The organism is Bradyrhizobium sp. Pha-3 (genome assembly GCF_042258615.1).
Taxonomy (GTDB): Bacteria; Pseudomonadota; Alphaproteobacteria; order Rhizobiales; family Xanthobacteraceae; genus Bradyrhizobium.
Genome location: NZ_CP170152.1, coordinates 2,180,324 through 2,205,482 on the forward strand (window position 1 = coordinate 2,180,324; position 25,159 = coordinate 2,205,482).

Below are 25,159 nucleotides of genomic sequence, written 5' to 3' on the forward strand. Positions count from 1 at the left end.
GAAGCTACGGGGTGCCGGCCAGTCTTGCGGTGGACGGTTCATATTGGGCGCGGTGCAGTTCGGCGTAGACTCCCCCGCGTGCAATCAATTCGTCATTTGAGCCTTCTTCCGCGACGACGCCGTCCTTCAGGACGACGATCTTGTCGGCGTCGACGATGGTGCTGAGGCGATGCGCGATCATGATGACCGTGCGTCCCTTCATTAGACGCTCCAGGCCTTCAATGACCAGACGTTCGGATTCCGTATCGAGCGCCGCCGTGGGCTCGTCAAGGATCATGATTGGACTGTTGCGAATGACCGCACGCGCGATGCCGATGCGCTGCCGTTGGCCGCCCGAAAGCGTGTCGCCACGCTCGCCGACAGGGGAGTCGTAGCCGTGCGGCATCCGACTAATGAACTCGTCCGCGTTGGCAATTTTCGCGGCAGCGATGACCTCGTCATTCGTGGCCCCGGGGCGTCCATAAGCGATGTTCTCGCGAATGGTTCCGCGAAACAGCACCGTTTCCTGCAAGACGAAACCAACCTGAGAACGCAGCGACGCGAGCTTGTACGTGGAGATGTCGGCGCCGTCGATCAGCACTCGTCCGCCGGTGGGATTGTAGAAGCGGGGGACCAGGCTCAGCACCGTCGATTTGCCAGAACCCGTTGGGCCGACAATTCCCACGACCTGTCCGGGCTCGATACTGAACGAAACGTCGCGCAACACTGGAGCGTCGTCGCCATAGCCGAATGCGACATGATCGAACGTTATAGCGCCCTTGAGGCGACCAGGATCTGTGGCATCCGCATGCTCTTGGATGATGTCATCGGCGGACAAAATGGTTTGTATGCGTTCCAGGGCCACCGTCGTTTGCGCGATGGCGCTTGTCATGCTCGCGAGGTCTTTGACAGGTTTGAAGAACTTTGACAGATAGGCCAAATAAACGGTCAAAGCGCCTGCGGTCATCGTCCCTGCGACGATCAGGGAAGTCCCTTTCCACAGCACGATCCCCGTACAGACCGCCACCACGATATTGACCATCGGCGACAGCAGGGATTTCACCTGTCGCGCCTTCAGTGCAGCTTCAACGGTGGCGTGGCTCGCGGCCTCCAGATGGGAAACCTCGAGATCCTGCCGTCCGAACGCCTTGACGGCCCGAACGGAACCCAGCCCCTCCTGGACAACGGCAACGATCTCGCTCTGGCGCGCACGCACGGTTCGTGTGACGTCCTTCACCGCCTTCTTGAAGTGGAAGAGGAACACCACCAGGAAGGGCGTGAAACCGACGGCAATCAGGGTGAAATCCCAGTCGAGCCAGAACATCAGCCCGACCATGAAAATGATCGTGATCAGGTCAACGACGATATCGAGCGTCGATGACGATGCAAAACTTTGAATCGTTGCAACGTCGCCGGTGATCGTGGACATCAGCGCGCCGGTCTTGACGTTGTCATAGTAACGCAGCGAAAGGCGATGGAGATGCTCGTATATGCGAATACGAAGGTCGTTTGCCACCCATTGCCCAACGCTTGTGGTGTAGTAATTGTCGATGTAAGTGGCGATTGCTCCGAAGATGGCGATCAGCAGGGTTGCGACCCCTGCGAACAGGGCGACGCCGAGCGTATGGCGTCCAAAGCCGTAGTCGTGTGCCCAGGCGAGCCAGTCCGGGAGCTTGTGGTGTCCGAGGGCGTCGTCGAGCACTAGCTTGAGTGGCCACGGTGCTGCCAGGCTCATGGCGATTTCGACCAACATCGCGACGAACACAATGATTAGCCAGCCACGGTACGGCCTGAGAAGGTCAAGAACCAGGCGAGTCAACTGCCCGCTCTTCGCACGGTTCTCTTTAGAGACTTCGCCGACCGAAGCGGTGGTCGTTGCGGCGGATTTCGAATGCGGCATTCCTGATTACCTGGTCATGGCCGTCCTTCTACCTCGGTTTAAATTTTCACGATGTGACATCATCCGCTATGCAGAATCGGGCAAATCGTGGAGACCGAATTGTTCGGATGAGGGAACGAGGTGCCGATATCGCGCGCGTCATCGTTTCGTGGTTTGCATAGACGGACGGCGCGATGCCGAAATAGACACGATCAGCGAAAGCGGTCTGTTCGTGACCGTTGCCAGGGAAGAACGAGGCAGCAGCGAAGCCGCCGATTCCAGCGTCGCAATCTCCCGGATATTCGATCCATTCCTCATGCGCTGTCCGTTCTTTCAGCATGCCGGAATCTGCCTGATACCTTCCGTGGTCGGGCAACCAAGGAGGCGGCATCGGCTAAAGGTAGGCTGTGTAGGAACTGACCCAGACCAGAATGGAGGCGAGCAGCCCGATAACGCCCGCATTCGCAGCAAAGGCGGTTGCGCTGCCGGACATCCCGAGCCGGAGCGAGTCGCGGCTCATTTCGTCCGGAATGGAGATCACGGCCGGAAAGACCGACGCCCCACCGATCGCATTGGTCCGCGCCAGGGTGCCGGATGCGGCAATCTGTCCCTGGCCTATCCCCTTTGGAATTTCCGTGATTTTTGCGTGATAGATTCGTCCGGGGGCGTTGTCGAACACGATATCGACGGGCGCGCCGGCCTTGACCGTCTGGAAGCCGTTTTGTGAAAACATTCCGACAATCGTAATTTCATTCTCAACGATAAACGACATCGTTGAGCGTGCCTGCAGGGCACGATCGCCGACAGTGAGTGCAGCAGATGTGACAAGGCCGTCGGCCGGCGCGCGAATGGTTGTCTGCGATAACTCCCAATTGGCATTCTCCAGCTGGGCCTGAATCTGGGCAACGGAGGTGTTCACTCCACCGATTTCCGAATCCAGGGCGAGCTTGGCGCTCTGCTGGGCGGCCTTGGCCACATTGAGCTGCGCCAGTGACGTCTCATATTGATTCTGGCGATCCTGCCCCTGGAATTGTGTGTTGGCATCATCAGTGACGAGCTTCAGTATGTCCGCGAGACGTTTTGCGTTGAACGCGACCTGCGAGGTCAAACCAACAACGTTGGCGGTGGCTTGCTCGTAGTTGGATTTCAGGATCTCGGTTTGCTGTTTTGCGGCAGCAAGCGACGCCTGCAACTGTGTTACCTTGTATTGAAATGGTGCCGGATCGATTTGAAACAGGATGTCACCTGACTTCAGCGGCACGTTCGGCTTTACCGGAATCGTTACCACCTGACCCGTCACATTCGGCGTCACCTCGACCACCCGGCCAGCGACCGTCACCTTGCCCGACGGTGTCAGATTATTAAACAGCGCGAGGAATATCGCGAGAATAAGTGCGCCGATCAGTGTCGAAATCGTTCCCGATAGCCAACCCCAGCGCACGAGCTTGAACCTGGAAAACACGACCCACATCGCAGCAATATAAAGGCACAGGATGATGACCACGGGTCCCCCGTCGTTTGGGCACGAGATCGCCATTTGCCGGCAATCGATCAATGCGTGCTATGCAAAATCGGCGTCGTGAAAATCTTCGTACCAAACGATCGCCGTGCTTGTTTTTGCATAGTCGACGTAGCGTGACCTCTCCATGGTGGCCGGCGAGCGAGACCACGTCGGAATCATCGTGACCAACTAGGAGATATACCGGCGCTCAGACGTTGGCCTGCGTTCAGCTTGCGAGCACCTGGCAGGAAGACGCGGAGTTGCTGACGTCCGTCGGAGACGGTGGCAAGGTCGCGGGTGCAAGGAGCGCGATGAAGCGATGCGCTTCAGCCAGCGTCATCCACCGTAGGGCGTTCTGGCGTCTACCGCTGGCGTTCCTGTCGGCGCTCTGGCTGGCACCTATGTTGGTGCAAGCGGTGATTTGGCATTGGGACTTGGTGTCGGGGCAAACGTTCTGGTCGGCGGATCGAACAGAAGCTTCGGGCTGCAACCGGTACCGGTCGAGAGCGTGACCTGCCGGAGACCTGTGATCCCCGCACTAACTGCTACGATCGCTTCGGTCGGTGGCGACTGGCCGGCGTCTGGCATAGGGTCATGGATGCGCTTGTTGCGGCTCGTGGCGGTACGGACGATTGATGATGCGTCGTCCAATGGCGAGGCGGCTCGCTTTATGTTTCCGGTCGGTTGGTTTTTGCATAGTCGGTGCGTCATCGCGCACCCATAGTGCCGGTTAGCGCGGCCGACCGCTGCTGACATTGGTGATAACCCGAGTCCCAACAGGAGATGGAGAGATGACGACTGCAAGATTGTTTCAGATGGCCGGGCTGCTCGCGGTGACGGCGATACTGGGCAGCATGGCAACGGCCAGTGCCCAAACCGCACAGGCGCCGTCTGCGTTGAAAACGATTGGTGCGCCGTCCGCCGCAGCCAAGCCTGAGATCGTCCCCTCGCTGTTCGTGCTCAATTCCCGTGCGGCGACGTTGCAGGGCGAGACGCTGGTGCTGACGGGCATTGCCCCGAGTTCCATCATATTTGCCGACCGCCCGGTGCGATCCGCCGGCCATCAGCTCACCGCCGACGTCATCGCGGAATGGGGATCGGGCGACGACAGCTTTGCCAAGAATCCACCGAACGCGACCGTGTCGGTGCTGGGTAAGGATGGCTCGGTCAAGGACGCCGTCGTGGTGCTGAAGAATCCGAAACTTGAGGGCGACAAGCTCACTTTCAATGTCCAGACCCTCGAAGGCGATCTGGCAGGTGCTGACGGCGCGGCCGCGCTTTTCATCGATATCATCGGCCGGCCGTTCACGCCGCTGTCGTTTGCCGGCGTCGCCCGCCGCACGGCATTCCGGGGCGCGATGTATGCCGGTGCGGTCGGGGCGGCCGCGTATGGGGCGGCTGCCTACTACCACCCGTACGCTTACGCCTATCCCCGTCCGGCCTGCGGCTATTACCCGTATCCGCCCTGCTATTGAGACGAGAGCAGCCGGGGAGGCGCATTTCCCCGCTTTCAATCGATTTCGTTTTCGATCGACGACCCCACACAAAAAGCCAGCCAGTAGAATGGAGATTGCAATGAATATCACCCGCCGTAGCCTTGCGATGGGCGGCCTGAGCCTTCTCGCCAGTGCTTCGATGACCACCTTGAGCCGCGCCGAGTTCGGCGAGGCCCTGGGTCTCGGCGAAGGTCTCGAAGACTTCTGGCTCGCGACCGACGCCTATGTCTATGGCTATCCGCTCGTGACCATGGAGATGACGCGGCGCGTGGTCACCAACACTGCGTCAGCGGTCGGGATGCACGCTCCGATGGGCCAGATCATCAAGCTGCGGGAATATCCCAATGCATCGTTCCGCGTCGTTACTGCGCCGAACGCCGACACGCTTTACACGACGTCGTTTTTCGACGTCGGCAAGGAGCCGTGGGTCCTCAGCATTCCGGATATGAAGGGTCGCTATTTCCTGATGCCCATGCTGGACGGCTGGACCGATGTATTCCAGGTCCCCGGCAAGCGCACGACCGGCACCGGTGCACAGACTTACGCCATCAGCGGACCGGGCTGGAAGGGCTCTCTGCCCGCCGGCGTCAAGGAGTTGAAGTCGCCGACCAGCATGGTCTGGCTGCTTGGCCGCATCTATTGCACCGGTACGCCGGAAGACTACGCCGAAGTTCACAAACTGCAGGATGAGTTCAAGCTCGTTCCGCTGAGTTCGTACGGCAAACCCTATACCCCGCCGGCGGGGACGGTCGATCCGTCCATCGACATGAAGACGGCCGTGCGCGACCAGGTCAACCGGATGGACGCGGTGGCCTATTTCAAGATGCTTTGCGAGTTGATGAAGACCAATCCGCCGCCGGCCGCGGACGCTGGCCAGATCGCCAAATTTGCCAAAATCGGCATCGTGCCCGGCCAGGATTTCGACGCCAGCAAGTTGAAAGCGGATTTCCTCAAGCGTGTGCCGGAAGTGGCTGTGGACCGCATCATGCTCCAGTTCAAGGTCAGCAAGGACATAAAGGACGAGAACGGCTGGGCCTACACCACCAAGGGCGGCGTATACGGCACGGAATACTTGTTCCGCGCGCTGTGCTGCGCGATCGGGCTGGGGATGAACCGTCCGCAGGACGCCATCTACCCGGTCTCGCAGAAGGATGCCGAAGGGCAGGCCTATAGTGGCACAAACAAGTACGTCATGAAGTTTGCCAAGGGGCAATTGCCACCCGCGGAGGGCTTCTGGTCACTGACCATGTACGACAAGGATTATTTCTTCGTGGAGAATCCGATCAACCGGTACTCCATCAGCGCGCGGCAGCAACTGAAAGCCAACCCGGACGGGTCGATCGATCTGTATCTGCAAAAAGACTCGCCGGGCAAAGACAAGGAATCGAACTGGCTGCCTGCGCCAGCGGGCGATTTCATCCTGATGCTGCGCATGTACTGGCCGCAGGAGAAGACCCCTTCGATCATCAATGGCTCCTGGACGATCCCGCCGGTGAAGAAAGTCGCCTGAACCAGCGGCGGCGTCGGCGCTTCGGCGCCGACGTCTCATCCACAACCAAAAACGAAATGGAGCGCACGGTGTAGGGCCCTGATTTTCGCAACGATATGTCCACGATGGCGATTCCGGTCGCCCGCGAGGTTGATTTGAGCACCTATGCTGACGCCAACGGGTTCTTGAATGTGCAGACGCTGACATGCGCCCAACTCGCCGGGACCTGGCAAGGCGATGCCGACCGGCTGACGGCCTGGTACAGCCACTAAGGTCGCGGTGCCCTTTGCCACAGGGGCGGATTTTGCATAGTGACAAAAGGGACATCGGTGCAGAAAGGCTGTTTGCAAGCCGCGCGCTGGTAACCTCATCGCGGTCCGTATCCAGGGCAAATTTTTTTTGCCGAGGGGGTAGCTGCAAACAGCCAATGATCGTTTCGTCATGCGCACCATAGCTGTCGTCGATGACAATCCCAGCTTGCTGCAAGGTCTAAACCGCCTTTTGTCGGCCCACGGCTTTCACGTCAGGACGTTTGCATCGGCGGAGGCTTTTTTGGAGGCCTATGTCGAGTGCGAAGCGGATTGTTTGCTTCTCGATATTCACCTTGGCGGAATCTCAGGCATCGACCTGCAACGGCAGTTGATCGCGTCAGGTAGGGAACTACCAGTCATTATAATGACGGCCATCGATAATGAGGTCAGCCGGCAGGAGGCATTCGACGCGGGCTGCGTTGCGTATTTGAAGAAGCCGTTTCTGTCAAAACTGCTCATCGATGCCATCGGCAGGATTCCCTAAGGAATGGAGCTCAATTTCTTAACGATTGCAGGGGATTATCGCGGAAGTTGATGTTTATAAGTGCTCTCCCAGGCGCTGGGCAAGTCGAGTAGGATTGGGTTCTCGGTCATGATGTGACATCACGGGTAAATGGCCGCCTTATCGCATGATAATTCGACTACTTTTCAGTTCGATCGTTCTGCTCCTGGCGATGACCGGTGCCGCGTTTTCCGAGCCGAAGCGGGTGCTGATTGTTCATTCCGTCGGTCGCGATTTTTCGCCGTGGGATGACTACGCACGAAAGATCCGCGAGGAGCTGAGGCTTCAGTCGAAAGATCCCATCGATATCTTCGAGGTGTCGCTGTCGACGGCCCGCTTCCCCGACGGCAATGAAGACGCCTTTGTCAGCTATTTGAATGCGGTGTTTTCCGAGCGCAAACTCGACCTGATCATGACGATCGGGGGTCCCGCGGCTGCGTTCTTTCGGAAGAACCGGCAAAGGATCTTTCCTTCCGTCCCAACCCTCTATGCTGCCTTTGACCCACGAATGTCTCCGAACATATCGGAGGCGGACGCGATGGTCCCGGTTTCGGTCGACATATTCGGCACTCTCGACCAAGGTCTACAGTTATTTCCGGACGCGAACAAAGTCGTCGTCGTGATCGGGAATTCTCCGATCGAGAAGCTTTGGCTCGAGGAGATGCACAAGCTGTATCAGCCGCTGACAAACCGGGTCGAGATAACCTATTTCAACGAACTGTCGCTAGAGGAGATACTCAAGCGGGTGGCTGTCCTGCCACCCCGGACCATCATCGTCTATGGGCAGATGTTGGTGGACGCCGCTGGCGTCGTTTACGAAGGCGGTCATGCCATAGATCGGCTTCACGCGGTCGCCAACGCGCCTATGTTTTCGGAGCAAGACACGTTCTTTGGTCGAGGGATCGTCGGCGGCCGGATGTCGGACATAGCCGACATCAGTCGACAGACCGCCGCAGTTGCGGTGCGGATCCTGGGTGGGGAGTCGCCGGGTAACATAAAAACGCCTCCGATCCCCGCTGCATCGCCGAGATACGACTGGAGGGAGCTGAAGCGCTGGAACATCAGCGAGAGCCAATTGCCTCCAGGCAGTCGGGTAATGTTTCGCGTGCCGAGCGTGTGGGAGCAGTATCGGCTGGAAGTGTCAGCTGTTACGGCCGCTATCCTGCTGCAGGCCGGTATCATTGGATTGCTGCTGGTCGAGCGGCGCCGGCGCCATGTCGCTCAAGCCGAGGCTAGCAGTCGTCGTCAGGAAGTGGTCCGCTTGAACCGCGTTACAACCGCCAGCGTTCTGTCGTCATCGATAACGCATGAACTCAACCAGCCGCTCGGAGCGATTTTGAGCAATACCGAAGCTGCGCAGGTGCTGCTGAGGGCGAATCCACCTGACATTGCTCAGCTCGGTGAGATCCTCTCCGACATCGTCCGGGACGAACAACGGGCCAGCGGCATCATCGGCGGGTTGCGAAATTTGCTGAACAATAGGACGGAATCCGATCTGCGAACGTTCGATTTGAACGATTCTGTGCGAGACGTAGTCAAAATTGTGTCTCCTGAAATTACAAGGCGGGGCGTGAACTTGCGTACCATTCTCGCGCCCGAGCCGTTACGGGTGCGGTGTGATCCGATTCATCTGCAACAAGTCCTCATGAACCTTGTGATGAATGGCGTGGATGCGATGGACGAGGTGGTCCTGCGCAATCTTTCGATCCGGACGGCGCTGGCGGACGCGGATAGCGTCGAAGTCCGGATATCCGACTCAGGACCGGGCATTCCCAACAACAAGCTGGCCAGCATCTTCAATGCATTCGTCACAACGAAGCCGCAAGGGACGGGGCTGGGACTCCCGATCGCGCGAACGATCCTTGAAAGTTATGGTGGCGAGCTCTGGGCTGAGAACCGCCCTCGCGGGGCCGTGTTCTCCTTCAAGCTTCCGCTGGCCAAAGCTTAGGCAAAATGAGCGGTCACATTCGTTGCGCCGATATGATCTTCTACCGTGATGACTACATCTGTCGATCGACGACACGAACAGTCGGGAACAGCGCGTGAAAAATCGCGCCATCATCCTTGACGGGTGAGACCAAAACTGGCCTTGATCGCCTCAGGGCCGGCTAGCTAGCGAACTGGTTGCCGTGCCGCGGGGTGGGTTCAATATGACCATGAGCGTCGACGGCCCGAAGACGACAACCCTTGCCGTGAAACTTGGAGCTGGAGAAATATCGATATGCGGCCCACGGGCGCAGATTCGATCCCATCTGGTGCTTGGCCGCTTAGAACGCGTCCTGCGAACGGGTCCATCGAGCGCCTTGCGGTCCGAGCTGAGTGTGACAGCGACGAGTTCGACGTGGCCTGCCGTGCTGGCTGGTCGTGCCGATACGTTGTTGCACGAGTACCGCGCCTATCGCGCGGACTTCATCGGCATGCCAAAGATCTTGCCACTCATGAGGAGAGCGATTTCAGTGGCGGGCATCGGCTTCTGACATTCGGATAACGGATTGAGCCAGAAATTAGAGTCAGGCAACATTTCGAACAGATTGCGCGCAGCGGCGCCAAGGCACACCTCAGGCTCCTTGATGTAGTCGTAGATGCGCTTCTTCGAGGTGAAGGCGGGGTGCCATCTCATGTTCTGGAAATCGACCGTTGCGACATTGATCTCCTCCTGAAACTTGAGCGAGCGACGGCGTCCAGGTTTCATCGGCGCCTCCGGCGTCAGAATGTAAATCTCCGTCTCGAGCAACGCGCGATAGAATGCGGGAACGATGCTGGCGTCCCTTGCGGCGGCCTGCATCAGGGCCTCGAGACTGTTTTCCGGTTCGAACATGGCGACACTCCCAATTGGACCCGGCGAGGGGCTGGACTTCAGAGCCTTCAGTTACAGCCGGATCGAGTTGTCGCGGCTCCTCAGCCGCGATCGTGCTAGTCCTTGTTGCCGCGCAGGGCGCGATAGATCGTATTGCGCGACACGCCGAGGCGGCGCGCAGTCTTGCTGATGTTGTTGCCGGTTTCGGTGTACGTGGTCAGCACGTGCGAGCGTTGAATCTCGTGCAGATTGGCCTTGAGCCCACCAGCCGCCGCCTTGCCGGTCAGGCGCCCGCCGCCGGAATGTGCAAGGACGGACTCGACCGATGTCTCGCAGATCAGATCTCCCGGCTCGGCCAGTGACAATCGGGAAAGCACGTTGCGCAGTTCGCGGATGTTTCCATCCCAATCGAGTTCGGCCAAACGATCGATCGCCCCTTCGGTCAAATCCATCAACGGATCGATCTTGTGGATCAAATGCCGCGCGATCTCGGCGAAATCGGAACGCTCGCGCAAAGGCGGCAACGTCACCTCCAGCGTGTTGAGGCGAAACAGCAAATCCGATCGGAATCGGCCCTTCGCTATCGAGTCGTCGAGATTGGCATTGGTGGCAGACACCAGGAGAACGTCGACCTGACGTTTAGTGCCACCGACCGGCCGGACAGTCCAGTCATCCAGAAAGCGCAACAGCACGGCCTGCAACGTCACCGGCATGTCGCCGATCTCGTCGAGGAAGAGCGTTCCGCCGTCCGCTTCCTTGAACAGTCCCGCAGCCCCGCCCTTTTTGGCTCCCGTGAAAGCGCCTTCGGCATAGCCGAACAACTCGGCCTCGATCAGGCTGTCGGGGAGCGCTGCGCAATTCACCGGGACGAAAGTGCCAGCCCGTCCACTGGCGGCATGAGCATGGCGGGCGAGTTGCTCCTTGCCGGTGCCGGTTTCGCCGCGGATGAGGATCGGCATCTTCCGGACGGCCGCGATGCCGACCTGCTGGACCACGGAGGCGATCGCGGGATCCGCCGACACGAATTGCGTGGCGACGCCCTTGGGTGCCGGAGGCCGGGGCCGCGAGATCGCCTGGATCATCGAGAACTGGCGCGCGTTCTCGATGGTTGCGACGAACTGGCTGCCGACCTCATCTTGCAGGCGCTGGCGTTCTTTGTGCCGCCCTTCATCGACAAAGGCGCTGAACTTGGTGCGAAACACGTCGGCGAAGCGGCGCCCCGGTGAGGCGGGCAGGCCATGCAGCAGGACGCTCGCGGCGCGGTTCGCCGCAAGGATACGGCCCTCATTGTCGACGGCGAGCAGGCCGGCGCTCAGAGTGTGCAGGTATTCGCCGCGGTTGTGGAAGGCGATCAGGATGTTGCCGCGGTGATACTCGCGGAACAGGCCATTCTCGATCTGGGTTGCCGCCATCGCCACCAGCGCCTGGGTGTGAGCCTGGCGCGACATGCAATCCGATGACGCATCCAAGATTCCTGCCAGTTCTCCGTCGGGCGCGAAGATCGGGGCCGCGATGCATGTGAGGTTGCTGTAGCGCGGGAAGAAGTGCTCGCGTCCGTGAACGACGATGGCCCGCTTGAGATAAGCCGCCGTGCCGAGGCCGTTGGTGCCGCAGCTGGCTTCGCTCCACACCGTGCCGGGCCGGATACTCGCGGCGTCGGAGGTGTCACTGAAGCTCGAGTCCGAGATGATGTCGAGCAGCAGGCCGTCGGCATTCGCAAACGCGATCATGAAATTCGAGCCGGCGATCTGCTGATGCAAGGTGTGCATCTCCGCGAGCGCCAGGCCGCGGATCAGTGAGCAGCGCTGCTGTTCATGGCGCAGCACGGCGCTGCTCACGAGTTCGGGCGATGGCGGACGCAGGGTGTCGAGGCCAAGCGAAATGCAGCGCATCCAGCTATCGTAGATGTCCGCGGACAGAAGTTCGGCCGGCAGTGCACCGCGCTGCTCGAGCGTCATCCAAGTACTGTCGATGCGTCGGCCGGATGTCAGCATTCTGGCTCCTCCCAGAGTCGCGGCTTGGCGTTTTCCTCTTGGTCGCGTCGCTCGGCTCGTGTTGTTCGCGCGACGCAGTTTTCACAATCATAGATCAAGCAATCGAAAATCCAAATTTCGGCGCCGTCGTTGTCGCGCTCATCGAACTGTTCCGACTCGGAACAGTTGCGCGCAAAGCCTGCTCCGTGGCGGATCGGCGCGCGCACGCCGGCGATCGCAAGAACGATAGGAAGATCAGGCCTTTGTGGGCTTGGCACAGCCCTTGCTGACTTATTCAGCGAGATGGCGATCGCGTCCGATCGACAGAATCAAAAATTTTTGGGGAGGCCTTTTCAATGAAAGCGGCGGTGCTGCATGAGTTCGACGAGAAGCTGACGGCAAAGGAGTTCGTCAGGTTCGAGGACGTGACCGACCCGAAGATCTCGCGTCCGATGGACGTGATCGTGCGCATCGGCGGCGCCGGCGTCTGTCGGACCGACCTGCATATTGTCGAAGGCATTTGGCGCAGCAAGGTCGACGTCAAGTTGCCTTACATCATGGGTCACGAGAATGCCGGCTGGGTCGAGGCGATCGGGCCGGGTGTCGAAGGGGTCAAGGTCGGCGACAGCGTGATCTGCCATCCGCTGGTGACCAGCGGGCATTGTCTGGCGTGCCGCCGCGGCGACGACATGCACGCGCTGGATAGTTCGTTTCCCGGCATCAACGCCAATGGCGGCTATGCGCAGTATCTGCTGACCGGCCAGCGCTCGCTGATCAAGTTGCCGAAGTCGCTCGCACCGAAGGACGTCGCTCCCTACACCGACGCCGGCCTCACGGCCTATCGCGCCGCCAAGAAGGCATCCCGCCATCTGCTGCCGGGTGAATATGTCGCGGTGATCGGCGCCGGCGGGCTGGGCCATATCGGCATCCAGGTTCTGGCAGCGCTCTGCGCGGCAGAGATCATCGTGATCGATCGCGTTGCCGACTCGCTCGAGCTCGCCAGGAAGTGTGGCGCGCATCATCTCGTGAAGGCTGACGGCAATGAAGTTGAAGCCGTGCTGGCGCTGACCGGCGGGCGGGGTGCGGAGGCTGTGATCGATTTTGTCGGCGAGGGTGACGCTATCGCCAAGGGCCTGTCGATGACGGCGAACGCCGGCTACTACTACATCGTCGGGTATGGCGGGAAGATCGATATCCCGACCATCGACATGATCACGTCGGAAAAGACAATCGTCGGCAATCTGGTCGGTACCTATGCCGAACTGGTCGAGCTGATGGCGCTCGCGGACCGCGGCCTCGTCGAACTCCACACCAGGGAATACCGGCTCAGCGAGGCCAATGAGGCGCTTCATGATCTGCATCATGGGCGCATTCATGGCCGTGCGGTGCTGATCCCCTAGGGCATGTGCCGCGAGATGCAAAGCTTCAGTCCGGATCGTCGAGCGAGAGTGGCGCGAGTGACAGACGACAGCCCGCCAAGGCCACAGATCACCGCCGGGGATGCGGCCGAACTGCGGCGCGCCCGCGACCGGATGATCGCCCGGGACAAGGTGATCGACGAGATGGTCGACAACAACGAGCGGCGGATCACCAACGAGCATGCCCGCGGTGGCGCCGAAATCGAGCTCGCCTGTGCCGTGCGTGGCGCGGCGCGTGCCGAAGCCGGGACTGAGGCGCATGCGGAGCTGGAGCGGGCGATCGCACGGCTGGAGCTGCTCCGGGAGGAGGATCGGCGCCTGGTGGCCGAGCGCGAGTGGCTCAATACGTCACTGCGCGAGATCGACGACGGCCCGTCACCCGGCGAACACGAACGTTCGGGGCACGCATGACGAACGAGGCGACCATGATTGCATCAGAGGAGCAGAAGCAAATGCCGTCTCCGCAACCGGGCATGAGCGAGGAGGACAGGTCGAAAGACGCCTTCTTCATCCAGCTGGCCGAGATCGCGGAAGCCATGATCGCCGCTCACGGCAAGGATTTCGCCACGGGCGCACTGGTTCTCTCGGCGAAATTCGTCGCCGAAGGAAAACCTCTCATCAAACGGGCCAGCGGAGGGTGACGAGGAACGACGAAGTCAGCAGATCGATCAATCCATTTAACGGACTCAAAGTGAGTTTTGCAGCCGAGAATTTCAACAGAACGAACCAGGGGTTTTGACCTCTGATCAAAACGAGAATGCCGGAAGCAACGCAACGTTCAAAGGAGCTGGAAATGACCGCAAGTCTGACACTGAACAAGATAACCGCGCAGAAAGGGATCAGCATCGCTGAAGCGGCCAACCGCGTCGCGGATCTTGGCTGGACGCCAAGCTACGTGCAGGAGGCGATGACGTTCCCGACCGACTACAAGATCTCGAAGACGCCGCGTGACCCGATGAAGCAGGTGCTGCGGTCCTATTTCCCGATGCAGGAGGAAAAGGACAACCGGGTTTACGGCGCGCTGGATGCCGCATTACGCGGCGACATGTTCCGCAATGTCGAGCCGCGCTGGGTCGAGTGGATGAAGCTGTTCCTGGCGATCATCCCGTTCCCGGAGATTTCGGCGGCGCGTTCGATGGCGATGGTCGGGCGGCTCGCGCCCGGCGAGGAACTGCGCACCGGCTTCACCATGCAGATGGTCGACGAGTTCCGTCACTCGACGATCCAGATGAACCTCAAGAAGTGGTACATGGAGAACTATATCGATCCCGCCGGGTTCGATATCACCGAAGCCGCGTTCGGCAAGTGCTATGCGACCACGATCGGCCGCCAGTTCGCCGAAGGCTTCCTGACCGGTGACGCGATCACCGCCGCCAACGTCTACCTGACCGTGGTCGCGGAAACCGCCTTCACGAACACCCTGTTCGTGGCGATGCCCTCAGAAGCCGCCCGCAACGGCGACTATGCGCTGCCGACCGTGTTCCTGTCGGTTCAGTCGGACGAATCCCGCCACATCGGCAACGGCCACTCGATGCTGATGGCAATGATCAACGATCCGTCGAACCACCAATTGCTGGAACGCGACCTGAAATACGCCTTCTGGCAGAACCACGCGATCGTCGACGCGGCGATCGGCACCTTCATCGAATACGGCACGACCAACCGCGACAAGAACAAGGAGTCCTACGCGGAGCTCTGGCATCGCTGGATCTACGAGGACTACTACCGGACCTACATGCTGCCGCTCGAGAAGTACGGCATCAAGATCCATCACGACGACGTCGCGGCCGCCTGGGACCGGATCGTCAAGAAGAACTACGTCCACAAGACCGCGCAGTTCTTCACGGTCGGCTGGTCGGTGAACTTCTGGCGCATCGAGGCCCAGACCGAGCGGGACTTCGAGTGGTTCGAGCATAAATATCCGGGCTGGTACGCCGAATTCGGCGACTTCTGGAAGTGGCACGCAAAGCTCAGTGTGCCCGGCGAAACCAACATCCTCTTCAACAGCGAAGTGGGCTACGTGTACCCGCATCGATGCTGGAGCTGCATGGTTCCGTGCCTGATCCGCGAGGACTTCGTCTGCGACGAGGTCGACGGCAAGATCTACACCTACTGCTCGGAAGGCTGCCGTTGGACCCACAAGGTGGCGTTCGCCGCCGAATACGAGGGGCGGGCGACGCCGGCGATGGGCCGCTTCAGCGGTCGCCGCGAATGGGAAGACTGCTACCACGGCTGGGATGTCGCCGATGCGATCAAGGATCTCGGTTTTGTCCGGCCTGACGGCAAGACCATGATCGCACAGCCGCATCTGCGCTTCGACGCCAAGGACATGTGGACGCTCGATCACGTGCGCGGCCACACGCTCGGCAGTCCGTTGCGCGGGTTCCGGGCGCTCTCGCCTGCCGAACGTGAGGTCGCGACGGCGGAATATCGCAAGGGCTTCAAGATCAACCCCTGCAACTAAGCGTGACGATGGGAGGGGCCGCGCTTCGCGGTCCCTCCTGCCGGCGGCCGGCGAAGGCTCGTCCGGCTGTTCTGTTCAATTGCCGTGAAGACAAGGCGGGGACGATGACGGACGTGCTGGTTCATAAGGTTCGTTTCGAGCCGGTGGGCATCGAGATGGAAGTGGAAGAGGGCGAGACGGTGCTCGACGCGGCGTTTCGCCAGGGCATCTCGCTGATGCATGGCTGCAAGGAGGGCCAGTGCGGGAGCTGCAAGTCCAGGCTGGTCGACGGCGACATCGAACTGCTGAAATATTCGACCTTCGCCTTGCCGGACTACGAAAGCGACACCGGCCACGTGCTGCTGTGCCGGACGCATGTCTACAGCGACATCAGCGTCGAGCTGCTCAATTATGACGAGGATCTGCTCAGCCGCTCGATCGCGGTGAAGGCGTTTGCCGGCCGCGTGACTGATGTGACGGCGCTGACGTCCGACATCAGGCTGCTGGAGATCGACATCGACAAACCGATGAAGTTCTGGGCCGGCCAGTATGTCGATCTGACGCTGGAGGATGGCAGCATCACGCGCGCATTCTCGATGGCGAACCCGCCGTCTGAAGCGACCCGTCTCCGCTTCATCATCAAGAAATACCCGAACGGGGCGTTCTCGGCCCAGCTCGACGGGAAGCTCGGCGTCGGGGATGCGGTGACCGCCAAGGGGCCTTACGGCACCTGCTTCCGGCGCGTGGAGCGGCCGGGGCCGATGCTGCTGATCGGAGGCGGTTCGGGCATGTCGCCGCTGTGGTCGATCCTGGCCGATCACATCGGCAGCGGCGAGCAGCGGCCGGTGCGGTTCTTCTATGGTGCGCGTACCCGTGCCGACCTGTTCTATCTCGAAGAGCTCGCGGCGATCGCCGCGCGGCTCGACGATTTCAAGTTCGTACCGGCGCTGTCGCATGCCGAGGCGGGCGATGGCTGGGACGGCGAGACCGGGCTGATCCACGAGGTCGTGCAGCGGCATCTGCGCCAGGAGAAATTGAGCGGTGCAATAGACGCGTATGCGTGCGGGCCGACGCCGATGATCGACGCCGTGTTGCCCGTCCTGCAAATGAACGGGGTCGAGCCCGAACACATCTACTTCGACAAGTTTACGCCGGCGGTGCGATGACGGCGTTCAAAAGTTCGTCGCAGAACAGAATGGCAAGAGGGAGTGAGCAATGAGCGCGCAAGCAAGTAGAGCAGCAGCAACCAAGCCGGCAGCAATCGTCAAATCGGGGGCGGCGGGGGCCGCAGTGTTCCCCGGCTCTGACAGTCGCAAGTACAACTACTTCGAACCCAAGGGCCGCAAGGCGACCCACTACGAGGACATGACGGTCGACGTTCAACCGGATCCGGAGCGCTATCTGCTGCAGGACTGGATCATCTCCTTCCCGGACGGAACGCCGACCTATTCCAAGGATTGGACGGCTGCGAAAAGTTCGAACTGGCACAAGTTCCGCGCCGTCGACCAGGAATGGGAGCGTACGCACTATCAACGCCAGTCGACGATTTGCGGGATGGTGCAGAACACCATCGAGAATGGCCGGAAATCGGGCGCGCCAACCCGCTTCGATCCGGCCTGGGTGAAGATTTTGCAGAACCATCTCGGCGCCTACAAGCATGCCGAGTTCGGTCTCGGCACCTCCACGATGCAGGCGCAGCGTTACGGTTACACGCAGATGGTCAACAATGCGATCCTGACCAACTCATCCTACAAGCTTCGCTTCGCGCAGGACATCACTCTCTATCTGAGCGAAATCGGCCTCGACCTTCCAGGCTTCGACATTGCCGCCGGCAAGAAGCACTGGCTGGAAGATCCGATCTGGCAAGGCGTGCGCAAGTCGGTTGAGTCGGTGATGGGTTCAAACGACTATCTGGAGCAATATTTTGCGACCAATGTGGTGTTCGAGCCGCTTATCGGAGAACTGTTCCGTTCAGGCTTCCTGATGCAGGCGGCATCTGCGCAGAACGACTTCATCACTCCGGCTGTCGTCTCCGCCGCGGAAGCCGACTATGAGCGAAATCTCGCCAACACAGTCGAGCTGTTCCACATCCTCGGCACCGATCCGACCTATGCGGCGCAGAACCTTGCGTTGTTCAACAAATGGTTGGCCAGGCATGCCGATCTCGCGCTCGATGCCGCCAATCATCTGCAGCCGATCTGGTCGCAGCCGCGTGTCAAGGTCGCGGCGTTCGCCGACGCGTTGGCGCACGCGAAGAATCGCATCAGGGGCATCGCTGCCGAGCTTGGCCTGACGGTTCCGGAAAATCTCGCGTCGTAACCAACACCGCTTCACATCCTCACTCAATTCTTCAGGAGATCGACATGCTGCACGAGAATGACAACATCTTCAAATCGATGAAAGACATCACGTTCGAGGACACGGTGTCGCATCAATGCGGGGTCACCATGAACGATAGTGTCGAGGCGCGTGCCATTGCCGAAGTCATGAGCCGTCACGACCACATCAAGGTGACATACATGCCGGCGATGATTCGCATCGATGGCGACGGCAAGATGGAATTCAAGATGGACGAGATCTCGGAAGAGCTCGGCCGGGTCATGACCCCGCATCTCTTCGAGATCTCGACCTCGACGCATTACGGTCGCATGGTGATGACGGATGACAACACTGTCATGCTGTTCGGCGACATGAACGAGATGATGAAATACATCGTCTGATGACCGCCTGCGAACAAACCCTGGCCGGCGCGACGCCGGCCGGGCTCGTTCGACGACATTAATCGCGCGCCTCGTAACAACACGCCATCCAGCGGGATCGGGAGAAACGCCATGTACAGGACAGCCAAAGGTGAAGAGATTTTTGTCATCGATGGGCATACGCATTTCTGGGATGGAAGTCCGGCAAACCAGAAGAACATCCACGGCAAGCAGTTCATCGACTGCTTCTACGCCTACCACTCGAACCTGAGCCCGCCCTCGGAGAAATGGCAGAAGGAGAAGTTCGAGAAATACGATGCCAAGACGATGTTCGACGACCTGTTCGTCACCGGCTATGACGACATGGCGATCCTGCAACCGACCTATCTCACCGATTTCTACAAGAGTGGTTTCAACACCACTGAACGAAATTCGGCGATGAAGAAGAGCCATCCTGATCGTTTCATCCTGAATGGCGCGTTCGATCCGCGTGACGGCACCAAGGGCCTGGAAGCTCTTCATGCGCTGTCCGAGAAGCACAAACTCAAGGGCGTCAAGCTCTACACGGCGGAATGGCGCGGCGAATCAAAGGGCTACAAGCTGACCGACAAGGCGTCCTACCAATATCTCGAGGCCGCGCAAAAGCTCGGCATCAAGAACATCCACGTCCACAAGGGACCGACGATCATCCCGCTCAACCGCGATGCGTTCGATGTGGCCGACATCGATGATGTCGCGACCTCGTTCCAGGACCTGAATTTCATCGTCGAGCATTGCGGCTTGCCGCGGCTCGACGATTTCTGCTGGATCGCGACCCAGGAGACCAACGTCTATGCGGGTCTTGCGGTGGCGCTGCCCTTCATCCATTCGCGGCCGGGTTATTTCGCCCATGTGATTTCCGAACTGTTGTTCTGGGTTGGACCGGACAAGATCCTTTACGGTAGCGATTACGGCATCTGGACGCCGAAATGGCTGATCGACAAGTTCATGGCATTTGAGATTCCGGCCGACGTCACCAAGGAGACCGGTTCGGTGTTGTCGATGGAGGCCAAGACCAAGATTCTCGGCCTCAACGCCGCCCGCATCTACGGCATCGATGTGGAGGCGCAGAAGAAGAAGATCCGAGCCGGCGGCGGTTATGCCCATTTGCCCGAAGCCGTTCACGCGCCGAGGTGATGGTCATGAAGCGTGGCGTTGAGGGGAGGGAGCGGCCGAGAAGCCGCTCGTCAGATGACAAGCAGTCCCAGATATGGGCCTGCTTGCAAGGCGTGATGGATCCGGAACTCGACGAGTCCGTCACCGAGTTGAATTTCGTGACCAGGGCCGATGTCGACCCCGAGGGCCACGTCCACATCGAGTTTCGCTTGCCGACCTATTGGTGCGCTGCCAATTTCTCATTCCTGATGGCAGACGACATGCGCCGGGCCATCAGCGCGTTGGACTGGGTCAAGGGCGTCAGCGTGGTCTTGGGCGAGCACATGTATGCCGACAAGATCAATGCGGGCCTCGCCCAGGGGCGCTCGTTCCAGGAAACGTTTGGCGCCGAGGCCGATGGCAGCCTGGATGATCTGCGTCAGACATTCCTCGTCAAGGCGTTCCAGCGCCGGCAGGTGGCACTGCTCAGCCACCTCGTTGCGCTCGGGCAGTCGCCAGCACAGATCGTGAGCCTGACGTTGAGGGAGCTGGGTTGCCTGCCGCTCGACGATGCAGGTGAGAAGTTGATTCGGCGCTATCTTGAGCGGCGTGCCGTCGTGGGCCCGGCAAGCGGCGATGGGCCTGCCTTTGTCGATGCGAACGGAGCACGGCTAAGCGCCGACAGTCTTGCCGGATACGTATCGAATCTACGGCGTGTCGGCATCAATGCCGAATTCAACGGCGCGCTGTGCCGTGGCCTGCTTGCCGCGCGGTTCGACCTCGAGACACCGTTCGTACCGAAATCGAGGACGATACCGGCGTCGCCGGGCACGCAACAGGGGCCGTGATGCCGGTGCGCAGCATCGGTAACCAGTCCAGACCAGACGACCTCAAGGCAAAGTCGGGGATTTAGAATGCCGAAGATCATGTTGCACGATGAAGCTGCGCGGGCCGCGCTCGGCCGGGGCGTCGCCAAGCTCGCCAAGGCGGTACGCGGGACGCTGGGTCCGAAGGGCATGAACGCGATCATGGACCGACCGATCGGAACGCCGATCGTGTCGCGCGATGGCGTCAGCATTGCCAGCGAAATCGAACTTGAATGCCCGTTTGAGAATATGGGCGCGCAGGTGTTGCGCGAGGTTTCAGCGCGAACCAATGAGGTGGCGGGGGACGGCACCACCACGGCCACCGTGCTCGCCGATGTTCTTGTGCAGGAAGGCCTGAAATGTCTGGCGGCCGGCGCCAATCCGGTCGAGCTGGTTGAAGGGCTGGAACTGGCGGTTACTGAAACCATTACGGCGTTACGACGGTCGGCGAGACCGCTGCAGGGGCCTGCCGGCCTGCGGGCCGTTGCGAGCATTGCCGCCAACGACACAGCGCTCGGCGACATGGTAGGCGAAGCCTTCGAGCGCGCCGGCAATCACGGTATCGTCGCGGTGGAATTCGGCAACACGGTCGAGACGACGCTGGAAATCGTCGAAGGCATGGCCTTCGATCGCGGCTATCTTTCACATCACATGGTCACCGATGTCGAGAAAATGCAGGTGGTTCTCGACAATCCGTTCATCGTCATGACCGATCTCAAGGTCCAGGCGGGGGAGCAACTCGCTGGTGTGATCTCGCTCATCGAGAAGAGTGGGCGACCTTTGCTGATCATAGCCGAGGAAGTGGCGCCATCGGTTATCATGCAATTGCTGGCGCGTCGGGAGAAATCCAATTTCAAGGTCGCCGCGATTCACCCGCCGGAGTTCGGCCATTGGCGCAAGGCCCTGCTTGAGGACATTGCGATCACGACCGGAGGGCGCGTCATCTCGGCTGATCTGGGCGGAAGGCTCGAGAAGGCGGAGCTGCACGACCTTGGGTCCGCACGCCAGGTGCGCATTTCCGCCTCCAAGACCCTGATCACGGCGGGAGGTGGCGATCAGAAGACCATCGCGGCGCGACGCGAACAGGTGTTACGCCAATACGATGCTGCTCCCGAAAATATCGAACGGGACAAGTTCCAGGAGCGCATCGCAAAACTGTCCGGCGGCACGGCGATGATTCTCGCCGGCGGCGCGACGCCGGTTGAGCAAAAACGCCGGACCCAGTTGATCGAGGATGCAATCAACGCGACCCGCGCTGCGCTCGAAGAAGGTATTGTGCCGGGCGGCGGAGTGGCATTGCTGAGGATCGCTGCAAGGCTCGACGAATTGATCAATCGCCTGGACGGAGGCGCCAGGCAGGGCGCCGAACTGCTGCAACGCGCACTCAGTCGGCCGCTTTTCTACATCGCCGCCAATGCCGGCCTGAACGGAGAGGCGGAGGTTGCGAAAATTGCCAAGGCCAGGAATGGCCACGGGCTCGACGTGCGCAATGGCTCGGCGGTCGATCTTGTCGAAGCTGGCATCATCGACCCGGTCAAGGTTTGCTACAGCGCGGTTCGCAATGCGGCATCGGTGGCCGGACTGATTCTGACGACGCAGACCTTGATCGCCAAAAAGCCGGATGATTACGATCCAACCGCCGGCCCGGCCCGAGGTGGTGGTGCTGAGCTGCTCTGAACGGAGCGGATCGTCGGTTCGAAGCGACCGGCGCCGTCGATAGCCGGGCATGCTGCGATACTCGCAACATCCCACGATTCGAGGCGCTATGGCGTCACTCGGGCTTCTTCTGCCCGAGAGCGCGATAGATGGTGTTTCTTGAGACGCCGAGACGGCGCGCGGTTTCGCTGACGTTTCCGGCGGTCTCGGCATAAACCACCAGGATTCGCGCGCGATGGATGTCGTGGAGTGATCCGGACTCCGTTCCGGCGGGGTGAACGATGTTCTCCGCGCTGGCTCCGTTGATAGATCCGTCCGCGGCGGCAAGGCTGAATCGCGTCAGAACGTTGCGGAGCTCGCGGACGTTGCCGGGCCAGGGACGTGCGGCGAGATGCGCAATGTCGGTCGGCCCGATTTCGCAATTCGGGTCGATCGTATTGAGCAGATGGCGAACGATGGCATCAAAGTCGTTTCGATCCCGAAGTCGCGGCAGAGTGACCTCGAGCGTATTGAGACGATAGAGCAGGTCGGATCGGAATCGGCCTTCGACGATGGCCTTGTCCAACCTGGCGTTGGTGGCGGAGATGAGAAAGACATCGACCTTCGATCTGACGCCGCCGACGGGGCGCACGGTCCAGTCGTCGAGCAGGCGTAGAAGCACCGCCTGCAGCGCGACGGGCATGTCGCCGATCTCGTCAAGGAACAGCGTGCCGCCGTCGGCCTCCTTGACCAGTCCAATCGAGCCGCCGCGCCGCGCCCCAGTGAATGCTCCTTCGGCATAGCCAAACAGCTCGCTCTCGATCAGGCTTTCCGGCAGGGCGGCGCAATTCACTGGAACGAACGCGCCGGTCCGCCCACTCGCGATATGGGCGTGGCGGGCAAGCTGTTCCTTGCCGGTTCCGGTCTCGCCGCGGATGAGGATGGGCATCTTGCGTGCTGCCGCGGTCTCGACTTGACGGACGATGGCTCGGACCGCCGGGTCGTGCGCAACGAAGCTGGCGGCCATGCTCTGAAGAGACCGTGGTTCCGGCTTTGAATCCTTTCGGGCGGATGATGAACTCGCGGTCTCGCTGCCTTCGGATTCGGACCTCGATTTCCGGGCGTCGGGATGCGTAATCAACTGGCGTCGGCGCGTATGCAGCACCACGATTGCGCCGATGCAGGAGCGTTCGTGCTCGACGAAGTTGAAGCTCGCGTTGGGAAGCAGCTGCTTCAGCCTGCTCGGCCACTCATCGAAGGGAACCGTCTTCAAAAAGCGGGTTGGCGCGTCGGTGTGAATGCCGTGGCGATCATGCTGGAGTGCGTTGAGAGCACGCTCGGTGGCGTGGAGGATCATGCCACGACGATCCAGCACGATGCATTCATCGTTCGCCCATTGCGGTCTCTTGCCGAGAAAGCGGCACAGCAACTCCTCGTGTTCCTGTCGGACTGATTGAGCCAGAACGCTTTCCACGTGGTGGCCGACCGCGACGGCCAAAGCCAGGCTCTGCGGATTGAAGGTGCTCGCAGGACCCGAGATGTCGACCACGCCAAGCAGTTCGCCATCGGTCGGGTCATGAACCGGGACGGCAGCGCAAGTCCACCGCTGCACCTCCGAGCAGAAATGCTCTGTACCGTGAATCTGGACAGGTTTCGATTCAGCTATCGCGGCACCAATCGCGTTGGTGCCAATGTCGGCTTCGCTCCAGCGACCTCCGTGTTCGAGATGGACTGCGCGGCCGGCGTCAATGACCCTGTCGTCGCCCTGCGTATCGACGATCAGCCCACTCGGATCGGTGAGGATCATGATTGAGTTTGCATCGCATAGAAATGTTTTTGAATTTTCGAGAGCGCAGCGGGCGGCATGACGGAGTGGCGCGTATTTGGAGCGACGACGAAACAACTCGGCGTCCGCGACGAGCGGCGCTCGCGCACGGTCGACGGTGACGCGATGGTTCCTGGATCGCTGCCACGACGCTGCGACCGATGATCTCAAGTCGGATGACAACGCTCCGCGCTCGACGAACTTCTCCCATGCCGCCAGCACTTCTCGTTGGTCCATCCCGGCTCCTCCGACGCGAAAGGTGCTGCACCCGCTCATGACGGGCCCTGCGATCATTCACTTGCATGCGGGGGAATGCCTGCCGCAACTGCCGGTTCGCTCACGCAAAGTCCGACGGCAAGACCCGTCCAGGCCGCCGTAACGGCCGTCTGATCGGATTCCATTCCGTCGGACCCGCCGTCAAGACGACCGCGCCTTCCGATCAAGCAACCCCTTCAGCGTCCCACGTCCCTAACGTCCCAGGCTTTTCTCTCGTACCCGTTGACCAGATCAGCCTATCCTTTTCGAATGGTTCTAGCAAAGGTAGCGATCGAAGTTCCGTCGGGCCGCGGCTGGATATGTTCGAAAATTGGCGCTAGGCGCGCTGTAGTGCGGCGCAGCATCAGGGAATTGGACGGCGCTCGCCAATATCTTCGGCCATCCACACCAGCCGCAGCTATGGACATCCGGGCCGCATCCGATCAAGCGCGGAGGCGATTCCGGGTATCCAACCCGGAGACAACGGCGGCGACCGATCCTCTCAGGCATCCGTCGATCCGCCCGAACTATCTGGAAGCGCCGGAGGATATCAGCAACATGCGCGACGGCATCAGGATCGGCCGCGAGCTGATCGCCCAGAAGGCGTTCGATCCCTATCGCGGCGAGGAATATGCGCCGGGCTCCCGCGCAATGTCGGATGCCGACATTGACAGCTATGTTCGCCAGAATTGCGAGACCATCTATCACCCGGTCGGCACCTGCAAGATGGGTTCGGATCCGCTGGCCGTCGTCGACGATCAGCTTCGCGTGCACGGCCTGCAGGGACTGCGCGTCATCGACGCGTCGATCATGCCGCGCCTGGTGTCGGGCAACACCAACGCGCCGACGGTCATGATCGCGGAGAAGGGCGCCGATTTCATCCTCGGCCGGCAACCTCCTGCCGCGACGGCAGGAGCCGCTGACAGAGCCGTGCGACAGGCCCGCCCGTAGCGCAGC

Annotated in this window: 23 protein-coding genes; 17 read left to right on the top strand and 6 right to left on the bottom strand. The window is 60.5% G+C overall.

The features are described from left to right. Positions 1–4: 4 nt before the first annotated feature. Genes ACE10Z_RS10195 through ACE10Z_RS10205 form a run of 3 tightly spaced genes read right to left on the bottom strand, consistent with a single transcriptional unit; the run spans position 5 to position 3,362 of the window. Positions 5–1,879, bottom strand: a complete 1,875-nt coding sequence (locus ACE10Z_RS10195; RefSeq protein ID WP_375787804.1) for an ABC transporter ATP-binding protein — start codon at positions 1,877–1,879, stop codon at positions 5–7. 46 nt (positions 1,880–1,925) lie between these two features. Next, positions 1,926–2,198: a hypothetical protein gene (locus ACE10Z_RS10200; RefSeq protein ID WP_375787805.1), complete on the bottom strand. Its 273-nt coding sequence runs from the start codon at positions 2,196–2,198 to the stop codon at positions 1,926–1,928. 54 nt (positions 2,199–2,252) lie between these two features. Continuing rightward, a complete protein-coding gene (locus ACE10Z_RS10205) occupies positions 2,253–3,362 on the bottom strand; it encodes an HlyD family secretion protein (RefSeq protein ID WP_375787806.1) in 1,110 nt (369 codons plus the stop codon). A gap of 385 nt (positions 3,363–3,747) precedes the next feature. Between ACE10Z_RS10205 and ACE10Z_RS10210 the strand changes: the two genes are divergently transcribed. From ACE10Z_RS10210 to ACE10Z_RS10235, 6 genes are all read left to right on the top strand, one after another. Then, complete coding sequence (locus ACE10Z_RS10210; protein ID WP_375789795.1) at positions 3,748–4,083, top strand: DUF992 domain-containing protein; 336 nt, start codon at positions 3,748–3,750, stop codon at positions 4,081–4,083. A gap of 91 nt (positions 4,084–4,174) precedes the next feature. Further along, positions 4,175–4,834, top strand: coding sequence for a hypothetical protein (locus ACE10Z_RS10215; RefSeq protein ID WP_375787807.1), 660 nt, complete (start codon positions 4,175–4,177; stop codon positions 4,832–4,834). Between the two features lie 100 nt (positions 4,835–4,934). Further along, complete coding sequence (locus tag ACE10Z_RS10220; RefSeq protein WP_375789796.1) at positions 4,935–6,365, top strand: DUF1254 domain-containing protein; 1,431 nt, start codon at positions 4,935–4,937, stop codon at positions 6,363–6,365. A 104-nt stretch (positions 6,366–6,469) separates the two neighbouring features. Beyond that, on the top strand, positions 6,470–6,616 hold the full coding sequence (locus ACE10Z_RS10225) for a hypothetical protein (RefSeq protein WP_375790127.1): 147 nt from the start codon (positions 6,470–6,472) through the stop codon (positions 6,614–6,616). Between the two features lie 169 nt (positions 6,617–6,785). Further along, on the top strand, positions 6,786–7,139 hold the full coding sequence (locus tag ACE10Z_RS10230) for a response regulator transcription factor (protein WP_375787808.1): 354 nt from the start codon (positions 6,786–6,788) through the stop codon (positions 7,137–7,139). A gap of 190 nt (positions 7,140–7,329) precedes the next feature. Further along, on the top strand, positions 7,330–9,105 hold the full coding sequence (locus ACE10Z_RS10235; RefSeq protein ID WP_375787809.1) for an ATP-binding protein: 1,776 nt from the start codon (positions 7,330–7,332) through the stop codon (positions 9,103–9,105). A 447-nt stretch (positions 9,106–9,552) separates the two neighbouring features. Here the strand turns inward: ACE10Z_RS10235 and ACE10Z_RS10240 are convergent, their stop codons facing one another. Both ACE10Z_RS10240 and ACE10Z_RS10245 read right to left on the bottom strand, forming a co-directional pair. Next, complete coding sequence (locus tag ACE10Z_RS10240) at positions 9,553–9,975, bottom strand: SseB family protein (RefSeq protein WP_375787810.1); 423 nt, start codon at positions 9,973–9,975, stop codon at positions 9,553–9,555. A 95-nt stretch (positions 9,976–10,070) separates the two neighbouring features. Beyond that, complete coding sequence (locus tag ACE10Z_RS10245) at positions 10,071–11,948, bottom strand: sigma-54-dependent Fis family transcriptional regulator (protein WP_375787811.1); 1,878 nt, start codon at positions 11,946–11,948, stop codon at positions 10,071–10,073. Between the two features lie 335 nt (positions 11,949–12,283). Between ACE10Z_RS10245 and ACE10Z_RS10250 the strand changes: the two genes are divergently transcribed. From ACE10Z_RS10250 to ACE10Z_RS10295, 10 genes are all read left to right on the top strand, one after another. Further along, complete coding sequence (locus tag ACE10Z_RS10250) at positions 12,284–13,327, top strand: NAD(P)-dependent alcohol dehydrogenase (protein WP_375787812.1); 1,044 nt, start codon at positions 12,284–12,286, stop codon at positions 13,325–13,327. 57 nt (positions 13,328–13,384) lie between these two features. Further along, entirely contained in the window at positions 13,385–13,756 is a 372-nt protein-coding gene (locus ACE10Z_RS10255; RefSeq protein ID WP_375787813.1) for a hypothetical protein, read from the top strand. Beyond that, positions 13,753–13,986 carry a hypothetical protein gene (locus ACE10Z_RS10260; RefSeq protein WP_342713104.1) on the top strand — a complete coding sequence of 78 codons (234 nt, stop codon included), beginning with the start codon at positions 13,753–13,755 and terminating at the stop codon, positions 13,984–13,986. The genes ACE10Z_RS10255 and ACE10Z_RS10260 overlap by 4 nt, the downstream gene beginning before the upstream one ends. Before the next feature lie 152 nt (positions 13,987–14,138). Then, a complete protein-coding gene (locus ACE10Z_RS10265; protein ID WP_375787814.1) occupies positions 14,139–15,809 on the top strand; it encodes an aromatic/alkene/methane monooxygenase hydroxylase/oxygenase subunit alpha in 1,671 nt (556 codons plus the stop codon). A gap of 104 nt (positions 15,810–15,913) precedes the next feature. After that, positions 15,914–16,954 carry an NADH:ubiquinone reductase (Na(+)-transporting) subunit F gene (locus ACE10Z_RS10270; RefSeq protein ID WP_375787815.1) on the top strand — a complete coding sequence of 347 codons (1,041 nt, stop codon included), beginning with the start codon at positions 15,914–15,916 and terminating at the stop codon, positions 16,952–16,954. A gap of 49 nt (positions 16,955–17,003) precedes the next feature. After that, entirely contained in the window at positions 17,004–18,107 is a 1,104-nt protein-coding gene (locus tag ACE10Z_RS10275) for an aromatic/alkene monooxygenase hydroxylase subunit beta (protein ID WP_375787816.1), read from the top strand. Positions 18,108–18,151: 44 nt separating this feature from the next. Then, the gene (locus ACE10Z_RS10280) at positions 18,152–18,508 is read left to right on the top strand and encodes an MmoB/DmpM family protein (protein ID WP_029085595.1); all 357 of its coding nucleotides are present in this window, start codon (positions 18,152–18,154) and stop codon (positions 18,506–18,508) included. A 111-nt stretch (positions 18,509–18,619) separates the two neighbouring features. Next, entirely contained in the window at positions 18,620–19,663 is a 1,044-nt protein-coding gene (locus ACE10Z_RS10285) for an amidohydrolase family protein (protein ID WP_375787817.1), read from the top strand. Positions 19,664–19,668: 5 nt separating this feature from the next. Continuing rightward, positions 19,669–20,469, top strand: a complete 801-nt coding sequence (locus ACE10Z_RS10290; protein ID WP_375787818.1) for a metal-sulfur cluster assembly factor — start codon at positions 19,669–19,671, stop codon at positions 20,467–20,469. Positions 20,470–20,535: 66 nt separating this feature from the next. After that, entirely contained in the window at positions 20,536–22,164 is a 1,629-nt protein-coding gene (locus ACE10Z_RS10295; protein ID WP_375787819.1) for a molecular chaperone GroEL, read from the top strand. A 94-nt stretch (positions 22,165–22,258) separates the two neighbouring features. Here ACE10Z_RS10295 and ACE10Z_RS10300 read toward each other — a convergent pair whose 3' ends face one another. Then, positions 22,259–24,184 carry a sigma-54-dependent Fis family transcriptional regulator gene (locus tag ACE10Z_RS10300; RefSeq protein WP_375787820.1) on the bottom strand — a complete coding sequence of 642 codons (1,926 nt, stop codon included), beginning with the start codon at positions 24,182–24,184 and terminating at the stop codon, positions 22,259–22,261. Between the two features lie 438 nt (positions 24,185–24,622). Here ACE10Z_RS10300 and ACE10Z_RS10305 point away from each other — a divergent pair, with 438 nt between their 5' ends. Next, positions 24,623–25,153, top strand: coding sequence for a GMC oxidoreductase (locus ACE10Z_RS10305; RefSeq protein WP_375787821.1), 531 nt, complete (start codon positions 24,623–24,625; stop codon positions 25,151–25,153). The last annotated feature ends 6 nt before the right edge of the window (positions 25,154–25,159 follow it).